General features: G+C 63.7%; 18 protein-coding genes and 1 riboswitch. Of the genes, 16 read left to right on the top strand and 2 right to left on the bottom strand.

What is annotated here, in order from left to right:
• The first annotated feature begins 166 nt into the window (after positions 1-166).
• The 12 genes from tolQ to serA all read left to right on the top strand — a co-directional run bounded on the left by tolQ (position 167) and on the right by serA (position 14,941).
• Positions 167-874, top strand: coding sequence for a protein TolQ (gene tolQ / locus C8348_RS01145; protein ID WP_106751426.1), 708 nt, complete (start codon positions 167-169; stop codon positions 872-874).
• Positions 875-877: 3 nt separating this feature from the next.
• Entirely contained in the window at positions 878-1,327 is a 450-nt protein-coding gene (gene tolR, locus C8348_RS01140; protein WP_106751425.1) for a protein TolR, read from the top strand.
• Positions 1,328-1,333: 6 nt separating this feature from the next.
• Positions 1,334-2,332 carry an energy transducer TonB gene (locus C8348_RS01135; RefSeq protein ID WP_106751424.1) on the top strand — a complete coding sequence of 333 codons (999 nt, stop codon included), beginning with the start codon at positions 1,334-1,336 and terminating at the stop codon, positions 2,330-2,332.
• Between the two features lie 32 nt (positions 2,333-2,364).
• On the top strand, positions 2,365-3,714 hold the full coding sequence (gene tolB, locus C8348_RS01130; RefSeq protein ID WP_106751423.1) for a Tol-Pal system beta propeller repeat protein TolB: 1,350 nt from the start codon (positions 2,365-2,367) through the stop codon (positions 3,712-3,714).
• A 192-nt stretch (positions 3,715-3,906) separates the two neighbouring features.
• Positions 3,907-4,398: a peptidoglycan-associated lipoprotein Pal gene (gene pal / locus C8348_RS01125; RefSeq protein ID WP_106751422.1), complete on the top strand. Its 492-nt coding sequence runs from the start codon at positions 3,907-3,909 to the stop codon at positions 4,396-4,398.
• A 159-nt stretch (positions 4,399-4,557) separates the two neighbouring features.
• Positions 4,558-5,538, top strand: coding sequence for a tol-pal system protein YbgF (gene ybgF / locus C8348_RS01120; protein WP_106751421.1), 981 nt, complete (start codon positions 4,558-4,560; stop codon positions 5,536-5,538).
• A complete protein-coding gene (gene tilS, locus C8348_RS01115; RefSeq protein ID WP_106751420.1) occupies positions 5,507-6,829 on the top strand; it encodes a tRNA lysidine(34) synthetase TilS in 1,323 nt (440 codons plus the stop codon). Before ybgF ends, tilS begins: the two co-directional genes overlap by 32 nt.
• A 235-nt stretch (positions 6,830-7,064) precedes the next feature.
• Entirely contained in the window at positions 7,065-8,990 is a 1,926-nt protein-coding gene (gene ftsH / locus C8348_RS01110; protein ID WP_106751419.1) for an ATP-dependent zinc metalloprotease FtsH, read from the top strand.
• A 174-nt stretch (positions 8,991-9,164) separates the two neighbouring features.
• The gene (gene glmM, locus C8348_RS01105) at positions 9,165-10,508 is read left to right on the top strand and encodes a phosphoglucosamine mutase (protein WP_106751418.1); all 1,344 of its coding nucleotides are present in this window, start codon (positions 9,165-9,167) and stop codon (positions 10,506-10,508) included.
• 459 nt (positions 10,509-10,967) lie between these two features.
• Positions 10,968-11,777: an outer membrane protein gene (locus C8348_RS01100; protein ID WP_106751417.1), complete on the top strand. Its 810-nt coding sequence runs from the start codon at positions 10,968-10,970 to the stop codon at positions 11,775-11,777.
• A 263-nt stretch (positions 11,778-12,040) separates the two neighbouring features.
• The gene (locus tag C8348_RS01095) at positions 12,041-13,213 is read left to right on the top strand and encodes a phosphoserine transaminase (RefSeq protein WP_106751416.1); all 1,173 of its coding nucleotides are present in this window, start codon (positions 12,041-12,043) and stop codon (positions 13,211-13,213) included.
• Between the two features lie 141 nt (positions 13,214-13,354).
• Complete coding sequence (gene serA / locus C8348_RS01090) at positions 13,355-14,941, top strand: phosphoglycerate dehydrogenase (protein ID WP_106751415.1); 1,587 nt, start codon at positions 13,355-13,357, stop codon at positions 14,939-14,941.
• A 72-nt stretch (positions 14,942-15,013) separates the two neighbouring features.
• Here serA and C8348_RS01085 read toward each other — a convergent pair whose 3' ends face one another.
• Entirely contained in the window at positions 15,014-15,913 is a 900-nt protein-coding gene (locus tag C8348_RS01085; protein ID WP_106751414.1) for a DMT family transporter, read from the bottom strand.
• Between the two features lie 256 nt (positions 15,914-16,169).
• Here C8348_RS01085 and C8348_RS01080 point away from each other — a divergent pair, with 256 nt between their 5' ends.
• From C8348_RS01080 to C8348_RS01065, 4 genes are all read left to right on the top strand, one after another.
• Positions 16,170-17,462 (top strand): adenylosuccinate synthase, encoded by a 1,293-nt coding sequence (locus tag C8348_RS01080; protein ID WP_106751413.1) that lies wholly within the window; start codon positions 16,170-16,172, stop codon positions 17,460-17,462.
• A 172-nt stretch (positions 17,463-17,634) separates the two neighbouring features.
• Positions 17,635-19,299 (top strand): hypothetical protein, encoded by a 1,665-nt coding sequence (locus C8348_RS01075; protein WP_106751412.1) that lies wholly within the window; start codon positions 17,635-17,637, stop codon positions 19,297-19,299.
• A 366-nt stretch (positions 19,300-19,665) separates the two neighbouring features.
• Positions 19,666-19,771: riboswitch (TPP riboswitch) on the top strand.
• Positions 19,772-20,009: 238 nt separating this feature from the next.
• Entirely contained in the window at positions 20,010-20,663 is a 654-nt protein-coding gene (locus tag C8348_RS01070; protein ID WP_106751648.1) for an ABC transporter permease, read from the top strand.
• Between the two features lie 70 nt (positions 20,664-20,733).
• Positions 20,734-21,678 (top strand): ABC transporter substrate-binding protein, encoded by a 945-nt coding sequence (locus C8348_RS01065; protein ID WP_208983462.1) that lies wholly within the window; start codon positions 20,734-20,736, stop codon positions 21,676-21,678.
• A gap of 340 nt (positions 21,679-22,018) precedes the next feature.
• Here the strand turns inward: C8348_RS01065 and C8348_RS01060 are convergent, their stop codons facing one another.
• A complete protein-coding gene (locus tag C8348_RS01060) occupies positions 22,019-24,226 on the bottom strand; it encodes a CHASE2 domain-containing protein (RefSeq protein WP_244293910.1) in 2,208 nt (735 codons plus the stop codon).
• Positions 24,227-24,295: the final 69 nt, after the last annotated feature.

Here is a 24,295-nt window from a genome sequence, read left to right as displayed (position 1 = left end):
TTCGGTCTTTCTAGGGCGAACTGCATTGCAGCATGCAGTCCCAGTTTTGCCAAATTCAGCCGTCAGGAAGGCGAAGTTCCGGGGCTTGCCGAGCGGCGGCAAAGTGACTGTCTTCAGCTGCAGTCAAACACTTAAAACAACTTCACGGCCGAGAGGTCCTTTATCGATGAATGAAATTGCCCAGACGACCATGGCGGCGCAGCATGGCGACATGTCGTTTCTCGGCCTGTTCCTGCAGGCCCACTTTGTCGTCAAGCTCGTGATGATCGGCCTGCTTGCGGCGTCGGTCTGGACATGGGCGATCATTGTCGACAAGGCGCTGCTCTACACGCGCACCAAGCGGCAAATGTCGCGGTTCGAGACCGTGTTCTGGTCCGGCCAGTCGCTGGAGGAACTTTACAAGACGCTGTCAAGCCGGGCGAACCATTCGATGGCGGCGCTGTTCGTTGCGGCGATGCGGGAATGGAAACGCAGCCATGAAGGCGCGCGACCGGCCCTGCACAGCTTGCAGCAGCGCATCGATCGGGTCATGGACGTGACGATCCAGCGCGAAAGCGAGCGCCTGGAATCGCAGCTTCTGGTGCTTGCGACCGTTGGTGCAGCTGCCCCGTTTATCGGTCTGTTCGGCACGGTCTGGGGCATCATGACCGCCTTCCAGGCGATTGCGCAGTCCGAGAACACGTCCCTGGCCGTTGTCGCGCCGGGTATCGCGGAAGCGCTTCTGGCCACGGCCATCGGTCTGGTTGCGGCCATTCCGGCGGTTATCGCCTACAACAAGCTGCAGACGGACGCGAGCAAGCTGGCGTCCCGGATGGAAGGCTTTGCCGATGAGTTCTCCGCGATCCTGTCGCGGCAGATTGACGAGCGGATGTAAGCCATGGGGATGAGTGTTGGAAAAGGCGGCGGAGGTGGCGGTGGCCGCAGACGCCGTGGACGACGGGCCGCCCCGATCGCCGAAATCAACATCACGCCCTTTGTGGACGTGATGCTTGTGCTTTTGATCATCTTCATGGTGGCCGCGCCGCTGTTGACGGTCGGCGTGCCGATTGATTTGCCGGAGACGGCCGCCAAGCCGCTGCAGGGCGACAAGGAGCCGATCACGATCTCGGTCAATTCGTCCGGTCAGATCTACATTCAGAACACCGAAATACCGCTCGACGAAGTGGTGCCGAAGCTCACTGCCATTGCCGCCAACGGCTATGAAGAGCGGATTTACGTGCGCGGCGACCAGAATGCCGATTACGGCACCATGATGAAGATCATGGCCCGGATCAATGCAGCCGGTTTCAAGCGCCTTGGGCTTGTGACGATTGAAGAAGGGTCCTGACGCCTCATGCGTGCCGGCCTGATTACATCGCTGACGGGTCATGTGGCCATCTGCATCTGGGCGCTCGTCGGGCTCCCGGCCGTGGAGGGTTTTGAGACCAAGCCGGTGGAATCCTTGCCGGTGGATCTGGTGCCTATCGGCGAGTTCACACAGCTCAACAAGGGCGAAAAGACGGCAGAACTGAAGGAAAAGCCGAGCGAATCGACGTCCAAGGAGACGAAGAACACCAAGGCTGAGCCGGATAAGGCTGCAGGAGAATCAAAGGTGGAGTTGCCGACGCCGCCGACGCCACGCCCGACGCCGCAGCCCGTGAAGGCCCCCGAGCCGGCCTCCCCGCCGCCACCGGCTCCGACGCCGCCCGAGCCGACACCACCCAAGCCTGAGCCGCCGAAGCCGGTCGAAACGCCTCCGCCGCCGACCCCGGCACCGGAAAAGCCGAAGGTTGCTGAAGCCAAGCCCGCCGAAGAAGCGCCAAAGGCTGTACCCTTTGAGCCTGTGAAGGTGACGCCGAAGTCCAAGCCAACGCCGCCGAAACCTGCGACGCCGACGCAGACCGCCCAGGCACAGCCGACCAAGCCGCAGGATTTCAATCCGAACCAGATCAGTGCACTTCTGAACAAGGTGGATCCCTCCGGTGGGGGCTCGGCCGCCAACAAGGAAAGCGCCTCGCTGGGCAGCCGGGACGGGAACAACAACGTCAAGATGACGGTTTCCGAGCTGGATGCATTGCGCGGCCAGATTTCGCGCTGCTGGAATCCGCCCGCCGGTGCTGTGGGTGCCGAGGATCTGAAAGTTCGTGTCCAGTTCAACCTCACCGAGGCAGGTGAGGTGCAAGGCGCGCCGAGGATCCTGAATTCCAATGGCAATCCGTCGTTTCGTGCAGCCTCTGACAGCGCCATCCGGGCTGTCATGCGCTGCGCGCCTTACTCCTTGCCGGCCGAAAAATACAACGCCTGGCGGGAAGTCATCATCAATTTCGACCCCCGTGAAATGCTGGGGGGCTGAGCGTGAAACGTGAACCTGGAGCCCTGTTGCCCATGAGAAACCTTCGCACCAAGACCGGGTGTGTTGCCTGGATCAAGGCAGCTGCGGCCGGCTGCCTGTTCGCTCTTGCCAGTCTCGCTCCGGTTGTCCCGGCGCAGGCTCTGATCGAGATCGACATCACCCAGGGCACAGTCGAGCCGCTGCCGATCGCGCTGCCTGATTTTGCTCCGGAAGGCGCGGATGCGCAGCTCGCGCGTGAACTCACCGCCGTGATTGCCAATGACCTGCGTCGTTCCGGCCTGTTCAAGCCGCTTGATGCGGCCAGCTTCATCGAAAAGGGCATCACCGCCAATTCCTCGCCGCGCTTCGGTGATTGGCGCATCATCAACGCGCAGGCGTTGGTTGCCGGTTCGCTGGCCCGTCAGGCGGATGGTCGCCTGCGGGCCGAATTCCGCCTGTGGGACGTTTTCGCCGGCGAGCAGATGCTGGGCCAGCAGTTCTTCACCACCCAGGAAAACTGGCGCCGCCTTGCCCATATCATTGCCGATGCGATCTATGAGCGCCTGACCGGTGAGAAGGGGTACTTCGACACGCGCATCGTATTTGTCGACGAGAGCGGCCCGAAGAACAACCGCGTCAAGCGGCTGGCCATCATGGATCAGGATGGCGCCAACGTGCGCTACCTGACCCGCGGCGACGAACTGGTGCTGACGCCGCGCTTCTCGCCGACGACCCAGGAAATCACCTACATGGCCTACACAGGCAATGATCCGAGCGTGTTCCTGCTCAACATCGAGACGGGCCAGCGCGAGATTGTCGGTAACTTCCCGGGCATGACCTTTGCCCCGCGCTTCTCGCCCGATGGCCAGCGCGTCGTGATGAGCCTGCAGCAGGGTGGCAACGCCAACATCTTTGTCATGGATCTGCGTTCTCGCGCGACCACGCGTCTGACCAACACGCCGGCCATCGACACCAGCCCGTCCTATTCGCCGGACGGGGCCCGGATCGTGTTTGAGTCTGACCGTGGCGGCACGCAGCAGCTTTATGTAATGGGCTCTGACGGCTCTAACCCGCAGCGCATCAGTTTCGGTCCCGGCCGCTATTCCACGCCCGTGTGGTCGCCGCGCGGCGATCTGATCGCCTTCACCAAGCAGCACCAGGGCCGCTTTATGATTGGCGTCATGAAGCCGGACGGCAAGGGTGAGCGCATCCTGACCGAAGGTTATCACAACGAAGGCCCGGCCTGGGCGCCGAACGGCCGCGTGCTTACGTTCTTCCGGGACGCGCCGGGCGCCAACGGCGGGCCAAAGGTCTGGACCGTGGATCTGACCGGCTATAACGAACAACTCATCGCAACGCCGGCCTTTGCCTCGGATCCGTCCTGGTCGCCGCTGATTGATTGAGGGCCCGGACGGGCCAGACGAAAAACTGCCGCCTCGGCGGCAGCTCTTGAGTGCGGCAGGAATGCCGCAGGAATGCTGGTTGCAGGCGCGGCATTGACAAAGTCTTTACCGTGATCGCGTACCGGCTGTTAACCAACCCAATATAGATTGCGTTCACCCTGTCGGGGGACGGTGGGGACGAGGAGCAGAGAGATGTTGAATTCGGGTATCATGACTCGCGGGGCGCGCATTGCGGCGGTCTTCGGCTTTGCCCTGACGCTGGCCGCTTGCGCACAGACCAAGCCGGACGGCCTTGACGGCAATGCTGCTGCCACTCCGGGCTCCAGCCAGGACTTCGTCGTCAATGTCGGCGACCGTATCTTCTTCGAGGAAGACCAGTCGACCGTCAACGTCCAGGCACGCGCCACGCTGGACAAGCAGGCCCAGTGGCTGAACACCTATGGCAAGTACATGGTCACCATCGAAGGCCATGCCGATGAGCGCGGCACACGCCAGTACAACATCGCCCTGGGTGCCCGCCGTGCCACTGCTGCCCGCGACTACCTTGTGTCGCGCGGCGTCGCCGGTTCGCGCCTGCGCACCATCTCCTACGGCAAGGAGCGTCCGGTCGCCGTCTGCAACGACAACAGCTGCTGGTCGCAGAACCGCCGCGCTGTTACCGTGCTGAACAGCGCCGGCTCCTGATCCGGCAAGGTCTTCCGGTTACTTGCAAAAGGGCGCAGCTGCAAGGTTGCGCCCTTTTGCATCTGCGGTGCAACGTCAGCGCAGCGCGTCAAAATTTGGCCGAAGTCGGCGCGCCCTGTGCTATCCATCGGCTGCCATGAGGCAAACCGGAGGTGAAGCATGGTGAATTGGAAGACGCTTGTTGTGGCGCTTGCCGCCGTTTGCATGGTCAGCGCGTTTGCGCCCCAGGCAAATGCCCAGCTGTTTGGCGGGAGCAGCGGAGGCGGTGATGCGCAGGTGCGCCTCAACGACATGGAAGATCAGATGCGCCGGCTGAATGGCCAGATTGAGCAACTGACCTTCCAGATGCGTGAGCTGCAGGAGCAGCTTCGGCGCATGCAGGAAGACAACGAATACCGGTTCCAGCAACTCGAGTCCGCGCCGAAACCCGGCAAACGCTCGGATGCAGCCCCTGCGGTTCAACCGCAGGGCGCTGTCCCGGCCACGGGTCAGGTGCAGGGCCAGGATTTGTCCGCGAGCAGCGGGCTTGCCCCGGCCTCCGGGACCTTGGGCCAGCTTCCAGCTGATCAGGTCACGCAGGGTGAGATCGTCACGCTGCCTGGGGCCGGTGGTCCGCTCGATCTTTCAGCCCTCGCGCGCGGCCAGACATCGGTTATCGACCCTGCATCCGGCGGGGCACGGACCCTGACCCCTCCCGGTGTTGCCGCGCGGCCGGATCCGCTTGCCGGGCAACTGGCCAGCCTGAGCCTGACCGGCGATCCTCGTGCCGACTATGATGCAGCCTACTCGCATGCGCTAAGCGGCGATTATGTCGCTGCGGAGCAGTCGTTCCGTGCGTTTCTCGACGCCTATCCCAAGAGTGAGCTCGTCCCGAATGCCCAGTACTGGCTGGGAGAGAGTCTCTATGGTCAGCAGGACTACCGTCAGGCGGCAGATGCGTTCCTGAAGACCTATACTCAATATCCGAACACGACAAAGGGACCAGAAAGCCTTCTCAAGCTCGGCCTGTCGCTTGAAGGCCTCGGCGAGGGAACAGCCGCTTGCGCGACCTTTGCCGAACTCCTGTCCAAGTATCCCGAAGCACCAAAGGCCGTGCGGGATCAGGCCCGTGCCGAACAGCAGCGTGTCCGCTGCTCCTGACGTCTCCGCGCGTCAGCCGATTGACGCTGCGGAGGCTGATCTTTTGCTGGCGCCGCTCGCCGGCATGCCCGCCGTCGCGCTCGCAGTCTCGGGTGGTGCAGATTCCACCTGCCTTCTCTGGCTGGCTGCTGACTGGTTGAAGCGCCGCCGAGCCGCAGACGCCCCGGCCCCCGATATTGTTGTTTTCACAGTTGATCATGGCCTGCGCCCTGAGGCGTGCGCAGAAGCGGAAGCGGTCCTGTCACTCTGTTCCCGGCTCGGCCTTCCGGCCGAGCTGCTGACCTGGTCTCCACCTTCAGACCTCACTAATCTTCAGGCTGAGGCCCGCCGCGCGCGTTATGCGCTCTTGGGCGCGGCCATGGCCCGGCGCGGCATTGAAGCACTGGCAACGGCGCATCATCGCGACGACCAGATCGAGACCTTTCTCGACCGCCTGACGCGTGGGTCCGGTGTGCATGGCCTTTCCGCCATGCGGCCCGATGCTGCGGATGGTCCCGGCGGTCTGCGCATCCTGCGGCCATTTCTGTCTGTTCCGGGCGGACGTCTGCGCGCGACCCTGGCGGTCGCTGGTATTGCCCATAGCGATGACCCCTCGAACGAGAATCCGAAGTTCAAGCGCGTCCGCTTGCGCCGGCTGATGGCCAGCCTTGGCAACGAGGGACTGGACCCGGATCGGCTTCTGGCAACCGTTCAGCGCATGGCTTCGGCCGCCGAGGCGCTGGATGCCTGGGGCAGTCAGGTGTTGAAACAGCACTTCTTCCAGCATCCAGCAGGGCCCGGTCGGCTTGCGCGTTCAGCCCTTGCTACCCTGCCAGCTGAAGTGCGGTTGCGGCTGCTGCAGCGGGTTCTCGGTCACATTGGCGGCGAGGACTATCCGCCTCGGTTCGAACGGCTGGAACGGCTGGACACTGTTCTCTTCTCCAGCGGGACCAGCCGCCAGACGCTCGCCAGATGCGTGATTGCCGCCGATCCGGTCTCCATCGCCTTTTGGCGCGAGCCGGGCCGTCAGTCATCAGAAGCTGTCGATATACAGCCGGGCGGCTCCCTCTTGTGGGACGGCCGTTTTCGTTTGAGCCTTTCGGCTGCCGCAGACGCGCTGCACATCGGTCCGGCGGGCGGTCTACTCTCCGGGTTGGACCGCGACCTGCGCGCGGGGTTCCCGGCCGAAGCCTTCGTCCGGTCGCCGGTGCTTGTCAGTGCCAGCGCAGCGGATGATACGCCGGCCGTTGTGCCGGGGTTTTCGCCCTTGCCTTCTGGTGTAAGTCTCGCTCACCTGCCGCTGCGCCTGTGACTTGCGGGGATAGTTGTGCCCTTGCCTGCCAGTTGTTTGCAGCCTTTTTGGTCAACGGATTCGGAAACCGGCCTTTTGCCGTTCTTTCGCCAGCTTTTTTAAGAAAAAAGTGAGCCCGGCTGCGCAAGACTGCCACACCGCCTTGGCAGGGCCTGTCCCGCGACCTATCTTGGGATCAAACAGGGGACAAGGTTCTCCGCGTAACTGGCCGCCGGGTGGCGGACAAGGGATCGAAATGAACGCAAACTTCCGCAATTTCGCACTCTGGGTGATCATCGCGCTCTTGCTGATCGCGCTGTTCCAGCTATTCCAGGGCCCGGGACAGAAAGCGCCGAGCAACGAGATACCGTTCTCGCAGTTCCTGAACCAGGCGGATCAGGGTGAAATCCGCGAGGTGACGATCCAGCAGCAGCTGATCACCGGCCGGACCACCAACAACACGGCCTTCACATCCTATGCTCCCGATGGAGCCCAGTATGTCGACGAGTTGCGCAACAAGGGTGTCCTGATCAATGCCCGTCCGCCGTCGGAGAATTTCTCGCTCATCGGCGCGCTGATCTCCTGGTTCCCGATGCTGATCATTCTTGGCATCTGGATCTTCGTGATGCGCCAGATGCAGGGCGGTGCCGGCGGCAAGGCCATGGGCTTTGGCAAGTCAAAGGCCAAGCTTCTGACCGAAGCGCATGGCCGCGTGACGTTTGACGACGTCGCCGGCATCGACGAAGCCAAGGAAGATCTCCAGGAGATTGTCGAGTTCCTGCGCGACCCGCAGAAATTCCAACGCCTCGGCGGCCGCATTCCGCGCGGCGTGCTCCTCGTCGGCCCTCCGGGTACCGGCAAGACGCTGACGGCCCGCGCCGTCGCAGGCGAAGCCAATGTGCCGTTCTTCACCATCTCGGGTTCCGACTTCGTGGAAATGTTCGTCGGCGTGGGCGCCTCGCGCGTCCGCGACATGTTCGAGCAGGCCAAGAAGAACGCGCCTTGCATCATCTTCATCGACGAAATCGATGCCGTCGGCCGTCACCGTGGCGCAGGCCTTGGCGGTGGTAACGACGAGCGTGAGCAGACCCTGAACCAGCTGCTCGTCGAGATGGACGGCTTCGAGCCGAACGAAGGCATCATCATCATCGCCGCGACCAACCGTCCGGACGTGCTGGATCCGGCGCTGCTGCGCCCCGGCCGTTTCGACCGTCAGATCGTTGTTCCGAACCCGGACATCACCGGCCGCGAGAAGATCCTCAAGGTCCACATGCGCAAGGTTCCGTTGGCGCCGGACGTTGACGTCAAGACGCTGGCACGCGGCACCCCGGGCTTCTCCGGCGCGGACCTCATGAACCTCGTCAACGAAGCTGCGCTTCTGGCCGCCCGCCGCTCCAAGCGTCTGGTCACCATGGCCGAGTTCGAGGACGCCAAGGACAAGGTCATGATGGGTGCGGAACGCCGCACGCTGGTCATGAGCGAGGAAGAAAAGCGCTGCACGGCCTATCATGAAGCCGGCCATGCGCTGGTCGCCCTGGTTGTTCCGAAGGCGCATCCCGTGCACAAGGCGACGATCATCCCGCGCGGTCGTGCGCTCGGCATGGTGATGCAGTTGCCGGAGCGCGACGAAATCTCCATGAGCTACACCCAGATGACCTCGCGTCTGGCGATCATGATGGCTGGCCGCGTGGCCGAGGAGCTTATCTTCGGCAAGGAGAACATCACCTCCGGCGCGTCGTCCGACATCAAGCAGGCCACACGCCTCGCCCGTGCGATGGTCACCCAGTGGGGCTTCTCCGACAAGCTGAGCAAGGTAGCCTACGGCGACAACCAGGAAGAAGTGTTCCTGGGTCACTCCGTTGCCCGCCAGCAGAATGTCTCGGAAGAAACCGCCCGCATCATCGACGCCGAAGTTCGCCGTTACGTGGACGAGGGGTACGAGGAAGCGAAGCGGATCCTGACCGAAAAGGCCGATCAGCTCGAAGCGCTGGCCAAGGGGCTGATCGAGTACGAGACCCTCTCTGGCGAAGAGATCAAGAACCTGCTCGAGGGCAAGCCGCCGGTCCGTGACAATGGCGATGACACCCCGGTCGGCCGGTCCTCCGCTGTTCCGTCCACCGGCGCCAAGCGTAGTGGTGAAGGCGGTGCGCCGTCCGGCATGGAACCGCAGCCGAGCGCGTGATCCCGCCGCTCCCGATCGAGTTCGAGACGCCCGAGCCTTTGTGCCGGGCGTTTTGCTTTTCGTTCGGTGATCTGTGTTGTGCCGTAACACTCGCTCACAGTTTTTGAACGCTCCTATGCTTCTCTATGCGCTACACGCACACTTGAACGCATTCCAGACAGGCAGTGATTCCCCATGCGCAAGTATTTCGGCACCGATGGCATTCGCGGCAAGGCCAACACCCATCCGATGACGGCAGAAGTCGCACTGAAGGTCGCAATGGCCGCCGGGCTGATGTTCAGCAACGGGGGGCATCGCAGCCGGGTCGTCATCGGCAAGGACACGCGCCTGTCCGGCTACATGCTCGAGAATGCCATGGTCGCGGGCTTCACATCGGTCGGTCTGGATGTGTTCCTGCTCGGCCCGCTGCCGACACCGGCTGTCGCGATGCTGACCCGTTCGCTGCGGGCAGACCTCGGCGTGATGATCTCCGCCTCGCACAATCCCTTTGCCGACAACGGCATCAAGTTCTTCGGTCCGGATGGCTTCAAGCTGTCGGACGAGATCGAGCTGGAGATCGAGGGGCTGCTGGAAAGTGATCTCGCCCCGCGCCTTGCCGGTTCGCACGAGCTTGGGCGCGCCAAGCGGATCGATGGCGCACAGCAGCGCTACATCGAGTTCGCCAAGCGCGCGTTGCCGCGGGACATGAGCCTGGAAGGCATGCGGATCGTTGTCGACTGCGCCAACGGTGCCGCCTACAAGGTCGCCCCCGATGCGCTCTGGGAACTGGGGGCCGAAGTCATCTCCATCGGCGTGAATCCGGATGGCTACAATATCAACAAGGACTGCGGCTCCACGTCGACCGACGCCCTGTCGCGCAAGGTGCATGAAGTGCGTGCCGACATCGGCATCGCGCTGGATGGCGATGCAGATCGGGTCATCATCGTCGATGAACGTGGTCAGGTCGTTGATGGCGATCAGCTGATGGCCGTTGTGGCCGAAAGCTGGCACGCTGCTGGCCGTCTGTCTGCGCCGGGCATTGTCGCCACCATCATGTCCAACCTCGGTCTTGAGCGCTTCCTGGCTGGCAAGGGTCTGTCACTGGCTCGCACCAAGGTTGGTGACCGCTATGTGGTCGAACATATGCGCAGCCATGGCTTCAACGTGGGCGGCGAGCAGTCTGGCCATCTGGTGCTGTCGGATTACGCCACCACCGGCGACGGACTGATTGCCGCCTTGCAGATCCTTGCTTGCGTGCGCGAGGAGGGGCGTCCGGTCTCCGAGGTTTGCGCCAAGTTCACCCCCGTGCCGCAAGTGCTGAAGAATGTCCGCTACCGTGGTGGTGCGCCGCTGGAAAACGACAGCGTCAAGACGGCGATCGATGCCGGCCGCGACCGTCTCGGCTCCTCCGGCCGCCTCGTCATTCGCCCGTCAGGCACTGAGCCGTTGATCCGAGTCATGGCGGAGGGCGATGATGCGGCCCTCGTCAACGAGGTTGTCGACGAGATCGTCGACGTGGTTGCCCGCAGCGCCGCCTGACAGCGAACATACTCTGCGTCATCTCGGCCCAGCCGAGCGTTCGCGAAGCGCCGAGCTGGGGCATGTCCCGGGCCTGACCCGGGATCCAGATGACAGCCGCGCGGAGCGCGACACAACTTAACGGGCCCAAGTTGATTTGTCTTTGCGCTCGCTGGCGCTCGCACTGATCCGCTGGATTCCGGATCTTCGGTTCGCTTTTCGCTCACCTTATCCAGAATGACGGCAAATTGTTGAAACTCCGCAGTTTGTTCGCAGTCTGAGCCCCAGCCTTCGTGCTGGGGCTTTTGTTAATGGCTGCTTACTGTGCTTCAGGTTGATTAGTAATTCATTAAGGTAAAAATTTCAGGTTAAAGAACACGGTTAAGTTGCCCTTAATTGTTTACAGCCAAAACTCTGTCTGTGTTTCCCCAACGCGACCCACCCTGTTCGGTGCGGACGCTTGTTTCGAAGGACCAGGACATGGGCAACGTGTTCAAGCAATTGTCTTTGGCCGGTGTTGCGATGGCCATTTCCACGTCGGTTTTCGCAGCTGATATGCCGGCGCCAATCATTGAGCATATCCCGGAAGTGCCCGCTGTCGGTGGCTGGTACCTGCGTGGTGATATCGGCTACAAGATTTACGAGAACTCCAAGGGGTCCTTCAGTGATCCGGTCATCGGCAACCTGCGCTTCCAGCGCAACAAGCTCGACGATGCCTGGATGTTCGGTGCCGGTGTCGGTTACAAGTTCAACGACTACTTCCGCGCTGACATCACTGTCGACTACGAAACCCCGGCCAAATACACCGGCTATGCTGTTTGCAACCCGTGCACTGGCGGGTTCTCCAAAGAAAGCACCAAGATCGACGTCTGGACCGTCATGCTGAACGGTTATGTTGACGTTGGTACCTGGAATGGCCTTACGCCGTATGTCGGCGCCGGTGTCGGTGGCGCCTGGGTCAACACCTCCGGCACCACCTCGGTCAACCCGGGCCAGGGCACGTTCAAATATGACGGCTCGCATAGCAAATGGAACCTCGCCTGGGCCCTGATGGCTGGTGCGTCCTATGCCATGAACCCCAACTGGAGCCTCGATGCCGGGTATCGCTACAAGAACCTGGGCGATGCCAAGTCGGTTCGGCTTTATGACGTCGGTACCGGCCAGTCGCGCATCAAGTACAAGGACCTGACTGCACACGAGATCCGTCTCGGCGTACGCTACAACTTCGACAGCGCCCCGGTTTCCCAGCCGATGCTGTACCAGGGCGACGCGATTTCCCGTCGTTTCTGATTCAATAACGATCTGCAATGTGAAAGGCCCGCCCCAAGCGGGCCTTTTTGTTGTTCCGGGGCACCACATGCGGGGCGCAGGGCCTGCGACAGTTTCTTGCGCTTGCGGCGCGCATTTGGTCTGAATGCTGCAGCGCCTGGTGTGGCGCTTTCCAGTTGTTGCCTTGCTGCAGCTTTCGCCTTGACGCCAGGGGCCGCAGTCATTACCACCGTCCGTGGGACACCCCTCCCCAACGAGGGGCACCTATCTGAGAGGGTAGCTACATGACTGCGACTGCAAAGCCGGCGCTCCGCCCGGCCAATCCCCATTTTTCGTCTGGTCCTTGCGCCAAGCGTCCCGGCTGGTCTGCCGCCGCGCTTGCCATGACTTCGCTTGGCCGCTCCCACCGCGCCAAGATCGGCAAGAGCCGGCTTGAACTTGCCATCACCATGACCCGCGACGTGCTGAAGGTTCCGGCGGATTACCGCATCGGGATCGTTCCGGCCTCCGACACCGGCGCGGTCGAGATGGCGCTGTGGTCGCTGCTCGGCGCCCGCGGCGTCGACATGCTCGCCTGGGAAAGCTTCGGTGCCACCTGGGTGACCGATGTGGTCAAGCAGCTGAAGCTCGACGCGCGCGTGCTTGATGCCCCCTATGGCGAGCTGCCGGACCTGTCGCAGGTCGATTTCAGCCGCGATGTCGTCTTCACCTGGAACGGCACCACCTCCGGCGTCCGCGTGCCGAACGCCGACTGGATCCCGGCCGACCGTGAAGGCCTGACCATCTGCGATGCCACCTCGTCGGCCTTCGCCCAGAACATGGATTTCTCCAAGCTCGATGTCGTCACCTTCTCCTGGCAGAAGGCCCTCGGCGGTGAAGGCGCGCATGGCATGCTGATCCTCAGCCCGCGCGCCGTCGAACGGCTGGAGAGCTACACCCCGGCCTGGCCAATGCCGAAGATCTTCCGCCTCACCTCCAAGGGCAAGATCAACGAAGGCATCTTCAAGGGCGAGACGATCAACACCCCGTCGATGCTCTGCGTCGAGGACTATATCGACGCGCTGGAGTGGGCCTCGTCCATCGGCGGCCTCGAGGGGCTGATCGCCCGCGCCAACGAAAGCACGGCACAGATCACCGGCTGGGTCGGTCGCACATCCTGGGTCGACTTTCTGGCGGTCGATCCGGCAACCCGGTCCAACACCTCCGTCTGCCTCAAGATCGTCGATCCGGCTGTCACTGCGCTTGACGAGGCCGGCCAGGCTGCCTTCGCCAAGGCGATGGTCGCGGCGCTGGAGGCCGAAGGCGTTGCCTATGACATCGGCTCCTACCGCGATGCGCCGACGGGCTTCCGCATCTGGTGCGGTGCCACGGTCGACCCGGCAAGCGTAGCAGCGCTGCTGCCCTGGCTCGACTGGGCCTTCGAGATCCAGAAGGCCAAGCTGCAGATCGCAGCCTGAGGCACTCGCCCGCCTTGTTTTCGCAACTCCGGCTGCCGGCCTACCCGGCAGCCTCTTGCAACCTCATCGCCGGTTGAGCCTGAACGCCAAGCCCTCATAGAGGCACCCGCGTTGCTCCCGGTCGCAGGAGACAGAACTGTCATGGCTCCCAGAGTTCTCATTTCGGACCAATTGTCCGACGCTGCCATCCAGATCTTCAAGTCGCGCGGGGTCGAGGTCGACTTCCGCCCCGAACTCGGCAAGGACAAGGACGCGCTGCTCGCCGTCATCGGCCAGTATGATGGCCTTGCCATCCGCTCCGCCACCAAGGTGACCGAGAAGGTCATCGCGGCGGCCACCAACCTGAAGGTGATCGGCCGGGCCGGCATCGGCGTCGACAATGTCGACATTCCGGCGGCCACCGCCAAGGGCATCATCGTGATGAACACGCCCTTCGGCAACGCCATCACCACGGCGGAACATGCAATCGCGATGATGTTCTCCGTCGCCCGTCAGATCCCCGAAGCCAATGCCTCGACCCAGGCCGGCAAGTGGGAAAAGACCCGCTTCATGGGTGTCGAAATCACCGGCAAGGTGCTCGGCCTTATCGGCTGCGGCAACATCGGCTCGATCGTCGCCGAACGCGCCATCGGCCTGAAGATGAAGGTGATCGCTTACGATCCGTTCCTGACGGCAGAGCGTGCCCTGGATCTCGGGGTCGAGAAAGTCGATCTGGACGCGCTGCTCGCCCGCGCCGACTTCATCTCGCTGCACACGCCGCTGACCGAGAAGACGCGCAACATCATCTCTGCCGATGCCCTGCAGAAGACCAAGCGCGGCGTCTATCTGATCAACTGCGCCCGTGGCGGTCTGGTGGATGAACATGCCCTGCGCGCGGGCCTCGACAGCGGCCACGTTGCCGGCGCTGCCTTCGACGTCTTCGTCGAGGAACCGGCCAAGGAGAACGTGCTGTTCGGCGCGCCCAACATGGTCTGCACGCCGCATCTGGGCGCTTCGACCACCGAAGCCCAGGAGAATGTGGCACTGCAGGTGGCCGAGCAGATCTCGGACTATCTTGTCGCCGGCGCCGTCACCAACGCCCTCAACATGCCCTCGATCACGGCCGAGGAAGCCCCGCGTCTGGTGCCATTCGTGCGTCTTGCCGAACAGCTTGGCTCCTTCGCCGGCCAGCTGACGGAAACCGGCATCAAGGCCGTCCGGCTGGAATATGCCGGCGCCGTGGCAGACATGAACACGCGTGCCCTCACAGCCGCCGCCCTGACCGGCGTGCTGACACCGCTGCTGCAGACTGTCAACATGGTCTCTGCCCCGTCCATCGCCCGCGATCGCAACATCCAGGTTGAGGAAGTGCGCCGCGGCCAGACCGGGGCCTATGAAACCTACATCCGCCTCACCGTCGTCACCGACCGGCAGGAGCGATCGGTCGCCGGCACCGTGTTCGGTGATGGCAAGCCGCGCATCATTCAGGTGAAGGGCATCAACATGGAAGCGGGCGTCGGTCCGCACATGGTCTACATCACCAATGAGGACAAGCCGGGCTTCATCGGCAAGTTCGGCAGCCTGCTGGGCGATGCCGGCATCAACATCGCCACCTTCAACCTCGGCCGCACCGGGCCGGGCGGCGATGCGATCGCGCTGCTTGAGGTCGACGGCGAGGTGCCTGCCGCAACGCTTGCCGCAATCTCTGCCCTGCCGATGGTCAAGCAGGTCAAGTCCCTGCGCTTCTGAGCTCTCCCAAGGCAGGACACGTTCCTTGCCTGAGCGGGCGGTGGCCGGAAACCTGGCCGCCGCCCTTTTGCTTTATGCTTTGGCCTTGCGGCGAAAGGGCGCGAGGATCCGTCCATCCAGCATCGCAAGTCCGGTGAGCAGAACGACAAGCCCGGCAAACTGGATCGGGTAGAGCCTTTCTCCCAGCAGCAGGTGCCCGAACAGAAGCGCGCAGACCGGGATCAGCAGGGTGACCAGCGATGTATTGGTTGCCCCGGCGCGGGCCAGAAGGCGGAAGAACAGCAGATAGGCGAGGGCGGTTGCAAAGACCCCAAGGGCCGCCACATTGGTCCAGACCAGCAGGCTGACGTCTCCGGGTGACCAGTCGCCAGCGGTCATCAGGGCGACCGGCGCCATGATCAGGGTCGAGGCGGTCAGCTGGCCGGTGGCCGTTACCAATTGCGGTGTTTCGCGGAACCTGCGCCCGAAGGCGCCGGCAAAGGCATAGGACAGGGCCGCGCCAAGACAGGCCGCCTGCGCCCAGAGCGGGTCGGAGGTCAGCCCGGCAAGCCCTGCCGACAGCATTGCCGCCACACCGGCGAACCCCAGCAGCACACCGGCGGTCCGGTTTGCCGCCACCGCTTCCTGGCGCAGGATGATTGCCGCGACCAGAAAGGTGAACATCGGTGTCGTGGCATTCAGGATCGAGGCCAGGCCTGCTGCGATGCCCGTCTGACCCCAGAAAATCAGCGAGAAGGGGATGACATTGTTGAGCAGACCCATGACGAGGAATGCGGCAAGGCTCTTGCGTTCCAGCGGCAGCCGATGGCCCGACAGCCGCAGCACGACGTGCAGAAGTGCCGCTGCCAGCGCCACTCGCAGGAACACCAGAACAAAGGGCGGGATTTCGCTGACCGCAACTTTCGCAAACAGGAAGGCACCGCCCCACAGGGCACTGAGGGCTGCCAGCAACAGCCAGTTGATGAGGCTCATGATCAGGTCCAGTCGGTAGGGACAGGCCGTGCAGGGGGGGCATGCCGGCCCCCTTCGCCTAGCATGGGGCGCTTCTTCTTCCCACCCGAAAGGCGATCTGGCCGGCAAAGGCAAAAAACTGACGTTTCGGCTCGCAACATGACGCGCAAGTGGCTATAGTCCGCCGCGTTTGCCCCGGGTCTTTCCGGGGCTTTGTATGTTGGGGGCATTCGGGGCCTCCGACCTGTTTTTCCTTTTCAAGGAGGGCTTGGCACCTATGGCCAATGTGGTTGTCGTCGGTTCCCAGTGGGGCGATGAAGGCAAGGGCAAGATCGTTGACTGGCTGTCCGTCCAGGCTGACGTGATCGTCCGGTTCCAGGGCGGGCACAATGCCGGCCATACGCTCGTCATCGATGGCGTCAGCTACAAGCTCTCCCTGTTGCCCTCGGGCGTCGTGCGTCCGGGCAAGCTCTCGGTCATCGGCAACGGCGTTGTTGTCGATCCGCATGCGCTGGTGGCTGAAATCGGCCGTCTGCGTGACCAGGGCGTTTCCGTCGAGCCGGAAACCCTGCGCATCGCTGAAAACGCGACGCTGATCCTGTCGCTGCACCGCGAACTGGACGCCCTGCGCGAGAATTCCAACACAGGCACCCGAATCGGCACCACGGGCCGCGGCATCGGTCCGGCCTATGAGGACAAGGTCGGCCGCCGCTCGATCCGCCTGATGGACCTTGCCAATCTAGAGACCCTTCCGGCCAAGATCGACCGGCTGCTGGCGCATCACAATCCGCTGCGCCGCGGACTGGGCCAGGCCGAGATTTCGGCCGAGGCGATCTACCAGGAACTGGCCTCCGTCGCCGAAACCGTCCTGCCGTACATGGACTCGGTCTGGCGCCTGCTCGATGGCCAGCGCCGCGAAGGCAAGCGTCTGCTGTTCGAAGGCGCACAGGGCGCGCTGCTTGACATCGACCACGGGACCTATCCTTTCGTGACCTCGTCGAACACCGTCGCCGGCCAGGCCTCGGCAGGTTCGGGTCTTGGCCCCAACGCCATCGACTATGTCCTCGGCATCACCAAGGCCTACACCACCCGCGTCGGTGAAGGCCCGTTCCCGACCGAGCTGAACGACGAGATCGGCACGTTCCTCGGCACCAAGGGCCATGAATTCGGCACCGTCACCGGGCGCAAGCGCCGCTGTGGCTGGTTCGATGCGGTTCTCGTCCGCCAGACGGTCTGCACCTCGGGCATCACCGGCATCGCGCTGACCAAGCTCGATGTTCTGGACGGCCTCGATGAGCTGAAGATCTGCGTGGCCTATGAGCTCGACGGCAAGCGCATTGATTATCTTCCGGCCTCGCAGGGCGCGCAGGCCCGTGTCGTTCCGATCTACGAGACCCTTCCGGGCTGGAAGGAAACCACCAAGGGCGCGCGCAGCTGGGCGGAACTTCCGGCGCAGGCGGTCAAGTATGTCCGCTATGTCGAGGAACTGATCGGCGCTCCGGTTGCCATCCTGTCGACCAGCCCGGAGCGCGATGACACCATCCTGGTGCACAACCCGTTCCAGGATTGAGACAAGGGGCATGCCCCAAGAAGGGGCGGTGGCAGCACCGCCCCATTTCTGCCTTTACGGCAGGTCAGAAACGGCACTTGCGCATGACGGCGATGCGCCTACAAATGGTTGATGTCTGAGGTCCCTGATTTGCGGGACACTGGCGGCACCGGAGCCCCTCACGAGCGAGCCAATGGCTGATTACTATTCGATCCTGAAGAAAACGATCGCCTCGTTGCCGGAAAACAACGGTGCGGCCCGCAGAAATGTCTACAGCCGCGCGCGCAACGCGATCGTCAATCAGCTCAAGGCCTATGAGCCGCCGCTTTCCCCGTCCGAGATCACTGCGGAACAGCTTCGGCTGGAAGAATCAATCCGCAAGGTTGAGGCCGAGGCGGCGCGCGAAACCCTGATGGCGAGCCGTCCTGCTGCACCGGTTGCCGCTGATGCGCCGCAAACCGCTGCCCCGGTCTCCGCCCCGGCCACTCCTCGCCCCTCTGACACGTCGCCTGCGGCTTCCACCGCGCGCACGCCTTTGGGCGCCACTGTTCAGGAAGCCGAGCGGCTGGGCCAGGCTTCTGCCCGTGCCGTCCAGACCGCCCGTGATGCTTTTGCGCCGGATCCGGTGGCTCCTGCACCGGCCGAGCCGGTGCAGCGCCGGGAGCCGAGTTTCGGCGCCGAACCGGTTGCTCCTGGTCCGGGTAACGGTCAGGCCGGCGCGGCTGGCATGGGCGCGCCCCGTGCCTCTTCAGCGGCCTCCTATGATGCGTTGTCCCCGGCTGCTTCGCGCCCAGCCGAACCGCGCCGCGATCGCCGCATCGAGCCGGACTTTGTTCCGGAGCCGGTCTCGACCGCTCCCCATGCCGACCGCAAGCCGCCCCGTGCCCGCAATATGGAGCGTGGCGGTGGTGTTCCTGTGACGCGCTACGCCCTGCTGGGCGGTCTCGTCCTGATCATCATTGGGCTTGCGGCTGTTCTGTTTGGCCAGCGCGATCTGATTGCCAGCCTGTTTTCCGGCAGCGATGCCCCGGCTGTCGCCATCTCGCCGGCAGATCCGGCTGGCTCGACAGCTCCGGCTGCATCTGCGCCTGCCGAAAATGGCAAGGTCGAGAAGACCAATGACCGCCTTCTGACGGACAGTGGCGAGCCTGCCGTTGCGCCTGACGCACGCACCGTTACCACGACACTCATCACCCCGTCGCAGCAGCCGGCGGTGGCTGAACAGGTGCCCGCAGTCCCTGCGGTCGAGACGCCAGTCGCGGTTGCCCCGATAACGCCGCCGGCACCGGTCGCGGAAGTCCCGGTTGAATCCATCGTTGCGCAGCGGTCCATCCTTTACGAAGAAGGTGAGGATGCCTCCGGCTCTGGCACCGCGTCCCAGGGCCGGGTTGCCTGGAGCGTCATCGAGGAAACCGACAGTTCCGGCAAGGCGGTACAGGTCCTGGCGGCCCAGGCCGAAATTCCGGACCGCAACATCGCCGTCTCCGTGCGCATCAAGCCGAACACCGATGCCTCGCTCCCTGCCAGCCATCTGGTCGAGATCCAGTATCAGCTCCCGGACGGCTTCACCGGCAAGGACGTTGCCAATGTGCCCGGTCTGGTCATGAAGCCGACTGAGGAAGCCCGCGGCGATGCGCTGATGGGCGCTTCGGTCAAGGTGGCTCCGGGCTTTTTCTGGATCGCCTTGTCGAGCATCGACAATGAGCGCGACCGGAACCTTGCGTTGCTACGCGAGCGCGGCTGGATCGACATCCCGATGCTGTATGAAACCGGCAAGCGCGCCATCCTGACGCTCGAAAAAGGCACGCCCGGTGCCCGCGCCCTGGAACAGGCCATGGCCTCCTGGACCAAGGGCTGACATCTGCGGACATCGCGTTTTGACGGGGCCTTCGGGCCCCGTTTTTGTTTTTTGGCGGACTGGTCAAGTCTTGCTCCGTGTCACCCCGGCCAAGCGCAGCGCGAGCCGGGGCCTACTCGTTCCCAGAGCGGAACTGTGGCACTGCCATCGTCCAGCAGAACGCTGCTGCCGATGCGGCCTCCGGAACACGGCGGCCATAGTTGGCGCTCTGGAAGCGAGTAGGCCCCGAGTCTCGCGTTGCTCGCCCGGGGTGACTTCGGTGCTGCCATATTGGCGACGAAACCGTCCCGTGCCCCCATTTCCCTCCCCCACGCAAACATCCTGATTTTCCATCTTGCCAAGGCCGGCGCAAACACGCATGTTCGGTCCCGGTCCGAGGGGTGCTCCATAGTGAGCTGAGATGGCGTTCGACGCCGAACCCTTAGAACCTGATCCGGGTCATGCCGGCGAAGGGACGGAAGCCTTTAGCCTTATCCCGGGTCTCCATGCGCGTTCGGTTGTACCGATGACGGGAGATCCTTGTCGTGTCGATTGCCTCAGGCCCGCTCGGGCCCTTGTCTCGTTCTGCAGCCGCCCCTGCTGTGGCCAGCCGCCCGCGCGGCTTCCTCCCCTCCGCCCGGTGGAAGGATCTGGCCGGCGGCCTTGTGACCGCTGCCATACTGGTCCTGGCCTGGGACCTGCTGGTCCGTCTCGCCGAAATCCCGCCTTACATGCTGCCAAGGCCATGGGCCGTGGTCGAGGCTTTCGCCCGCCAGCCCTCGTTCCTGCTGTATCACGCCAGCCTGACCCTGACCGAGACCCTGCTGGGCTTTGTCTTCGGCGTTGCTGCGGGCATGCTGGTGGCGCTGGTGATGTGGCTGTCACCGCTGGTCCGGCGCGGCCTGCTGCCTGTTGTCCTTGTCACCCAGGCGCTGCCCGTTTTCGCCATCGCCCCCATTCTGGTGCTCTGGCTCGGCTTTGGCCTTGCGTCCAAGATCGTGATGGCGGTGCTGGTCATATTTTTTGCCGTCACATCCAGCTTCTTTGATGGTCTCCGCCGGATGGATCCCGGACTGGCCGACCTCTCAAGGCTCTACCGCGCGACGCGCTGGCAGGAAATGACCCTGCTGCGCATCCCCTCGGCGATGCCGGCGCTCGCCTCCGGCATCCGCATTGCAGCCGTCTTCGCCCCGATTGGTGCGGTTGTCGGTGAATGGGTGGGGGCCAAGGGCGGCCTGGCTTTCATCATGCTGCAGAGCAACGCCCGCATGCAGACCGATGTGATGTTTGCAGCCCTGTTCCTGCTGGCCACCATGGTCCTGACCTTGCGTTTTGCCGCCGACCGGCTCACCCGCCGTCTGGTCTCCTGGCAACCCGAAGACTGATCCAGCCTTTCGCCAGACCGTCTTGTTCTTCCCCGTCCCGGCGCTTCTGCCGGGCTTCAACCCAAGGAGTATCCGCTTGTCCCGTCTTGCGTCCCTCGCGCTTGCTGCTGCGCTGTTCACAACGACACCGGCCCTTGCCGCCGAGAAGATCACCGTCCTGATGGACTGGTTCACGAACCCGGACCACGCGCCGCTGGTCGTGGCCAAGCAGAAGGGTTTCTTCGCGGCCGAAGGCCTTGAGGTCGAGCTGATCGAACCGGCCGATCCGTCCATGCCGCCGAAGCTGGTTGCCGCAGGCCAGGCCGAGATCGCGGTCTCCTACCAGCCGACGCTGCATGCCCAGATTGATGAAGGACTGCCGCTCAGCTGGATCGGCACGCTGGTCGAGACACCGCTCAACTCCTTGATCGTGCTGGAGGATGGTCCGGTCAAAACCCTCGCCGACCTGAAGGGCAAGAAGATTGGCTTCTCCGTCTCCGGTTTCGAGGATGCGATGCTTGGCCAGATGCTGAAGTCGCAGGGGCTTGCCATCACCGATGTCGAACTGATCAACGTCAACTTCGCCCTGTCGCCGGCGCTGATGTCGGGTCAGGTCGATGCCATCATCGGTGGTTACCGTAATTTCGAGCTGACCCAGATCGAGATCGAGGGCAAGAAGGGCAAGGCCTTCTACCCGGAAGAGAACGGCGTTCCCGTGTTCGACGAGCTGATCTATGTCGCGCACAAGGACAAGCTGGACGATCCGCGCCTGCCGAAGTTCCTCGCTGCCATCGAGAAGGCAACGATCTACCTCACCAACCATCCGGACGAGGCTTGGCAAGCCTTCATCGCGGCACATCCGAACCTCGATGACACGCTCAACCGCCGCGCCTGGGCCGATACGCTGCCCCGCTTTGCCAAGCGTCCGGGCGCGCTGGACGCCGCCCGCTACACCCGCTTCGCCACCTTCCTGAAGGACAACGAACTGATCAAGTCCGTTCCCCCGGTCGAAACCTACGCCCGGGAAGTGAACTGAATGTCCTGACCCTGCCGCTCCTGCAGTCTGGCCGGAGCGGCAGCGTCAGCAGCGTGTGCTGAAATACGGAGCTGAAACGGTCCAACCCTGTCGAAGCCTCGAAGCTCCCCTCCCCCTCGTGGGGAGGGGTTTGGGGGTGGGGGACTTCTCTGGACCGGAAGGACAACCTCGCCCCGCGCCGTCCCGGCCTTGTGCCGGGACCTGTCAGAATGGCGCTTCCTCTGAAGTTGGATGCAACGCGGCGGGACCATTACGGGTCCCGGCACAAGGCCGGGACAGCGCGGAGTTTGTTCCGGTGTGTTAGTTCTGGCGTGTTTGTTCCGGGGCGTAACCGCTGCGCCTACTGCGCTGCCATCGCAAGGCCGGCCACGCGTTCGGCCATCTTGTCGTAGAAGGGCGTGAGCGACTGCGGGGCCAGCGCGCGGCAGGCGGCGAGCGCCTCGTCCGCCCGCCGTGCGGCGCCTTCATCCAGGGCCTCGACCAGCGCCATATGCTGGCGCTCCAGCGTCTGGAACGCTTCGGTGCGTCTGTGGTCTTCATCGCCGACCAGCGCGAACAGCTTGACCGGCAGCGACTTGCCCTTCAGCGGGATGGCGCCTGCCTCCAGATAGGCGAAATCGGGCGCCTCGGTCCGGGTGTCGCCGGACACCAGCAATTCCGCCCCGACGCCCTTGCAGCTCGATTCAATCCGGCTGGCGACGTTGACCGCATCGCCGATGACGGAATAGTTGAAGCGCCGGCTTGATCCCATGTTGCCGACGCAGGCCTCGCCGGTGTTGAGGCCGATGCCGATCTGCACTGTTTGCGCCCGGAGGCCCCGCGCCTTGAACGCGAATGCGTCAGTCTCGTTCAACTGCTCGACGATCCGCAGCATCTCCAGCGAGGCGGCACAGGCGAGGGCGGCATGGTCCTCCTCGGTCACCGGCGCATTCCAGAAGGCCATGATGCTGTCGCCGATGTATTTGTCGATGGTGCCGCCATGCGCCTGGATGGCGTCGGACAGCGGCGACAGCAGCGTGTTGAGGAAATGCACCAGCTCCGTCGGCGTCAGCTGCTCCGAAATCGGCGTGAAACCGCGCACGTCCATGAACAGGATGGTCATCGGCCTGAGTTCCCCGCCCAGCACCAGCTGATCTGGCCGCTTTTCCAGCTGATGCACCAGATCCGGCGACAGGTACTGGCTGAAGGCCTGCCGCACGAAGCGCTTTTCCTTGTCGGTCAGCACGTAAAGCAGCGCCATGCCCACGGCGAAGACCACGAACGCCGTGACCGACGGATAGAGCGGATCGATCAGCAGGTTGCGGGTCAGGTAGAGATAGATCGCCCCGCCGGTGAGGCCGACTGCGATGAGCAGCGAAAACAATCCGGTCGCAAGGCCACCGGCGAACGGCAGCAGCAGCACAAGCAGGAAGCCGCCTGCGAATGTGGCAATCAGCTCCAGCCCATCGGCCCAGTCCGGCCGGACGAGAAAATCATTCGTGATGATCTGTTCCGTCGCCTGTGCATGGATCGACACCCCCGGCACCAACTGGCCAAGCGGCGTTGCGCGGATATCGAACAGCCCGGCGGCGGATGTCCCGACGAAGACGATGTTGCCTTCGATCCGGCTGCGCAAGGCGGCGCGTCTGGCCGGATCCAGCACATCCAGTGCCGAGACATAGCGCTCCGGCCGGTCCTTGTCGTAATGCACCCACAGCTCACCGATGGCGGTGGTCGGCACGGCAAAGGATCCGACCTTGAGGTCAGTCAGCGCGGGCCGCTCGCCTGTGGTCTCGCCGCTGGCGGTGCTGCTGCGCGCGATCAGGCCGCTTGCGCCTTGCGCAACGCGCAGCGCCTCGATGGCGAGGCTCGGAAACACGGTCTTGCCATCCGAGAACAGCAGCGGGATCCGGCGCACCACGCCGCCGGTGTCGCTGGCGGACAGGGACACCGAGCCGGTGCCGCTGGCAGCCTCTTCCAGCACGGGCAAGGCCGCCAGGGCCGAGGGGAATGCGGGCAGGATCGTTGCCGGATCGGCGCCACCAAAGGCGATGCCGGCCTTTTGCGCCGGCAGGCGCGGTGCGGTCGTTGGCAAAACCGCAAAGCCGAGCACGGTAGGCGCACTGGCCAGTGCTTCGGCCAGCACCTTGTCCGTGTCGGGCAGGCGGGCGAGGGCGGCGCGGATTTCGGCCTCGTCGGCCCGGCCGCCAAGATCCAGCGTCTCGGCAAGGCGCACGGGGGAAGAGCGGTCGGCTTCGGCAAAGATCACGTCAAAGGCGATCACCGCCGCGCCCAGCTCGTTCAGCCCGGTGACAAGCTCCGCGATGCGGCTGCGCGGCCAGGGCCACTGCCCGTAGGCGGCAATCGACGCCTCGTCGATGTCGACGATGCGCACCGGCAGGTCCTGGTAAGCGCGCGGGGCCAGACGTTGCAGGTAATCGAAGGTCAGTTCCCGCACCGAGACGAGAAAATCCGGGTTCAGCGCACGGATCGCCGTCATGAGGCCAAGCGTCAGGGCAGCGCAAAAGCCCACCACAAACCGCTTTCCCGTCAAACGTCTGAGCGTCACGGTGCTCCCCACAAAGTGCTGACAATGCAGCACCCTAGATCAGAATGATCCGGGACGAAACACGTTTTG

The sequence above is a fragment of the Pannonibacter carbonis genome (assembly GCF_003012935.1).
Taxonomy (GTDB): domain Bacteria; phylum Pseudomonadota; class Alphaproteobacteria; order Rhizobiales; family Stappiaceae; genus Pannonibacter; species Pannonibacter carbonis.
The sequence above is the reverse complement of the archived record's forward strand: the minus strand, read 5'-3'. Positions and strand labels throughout refer to the sequence as shown.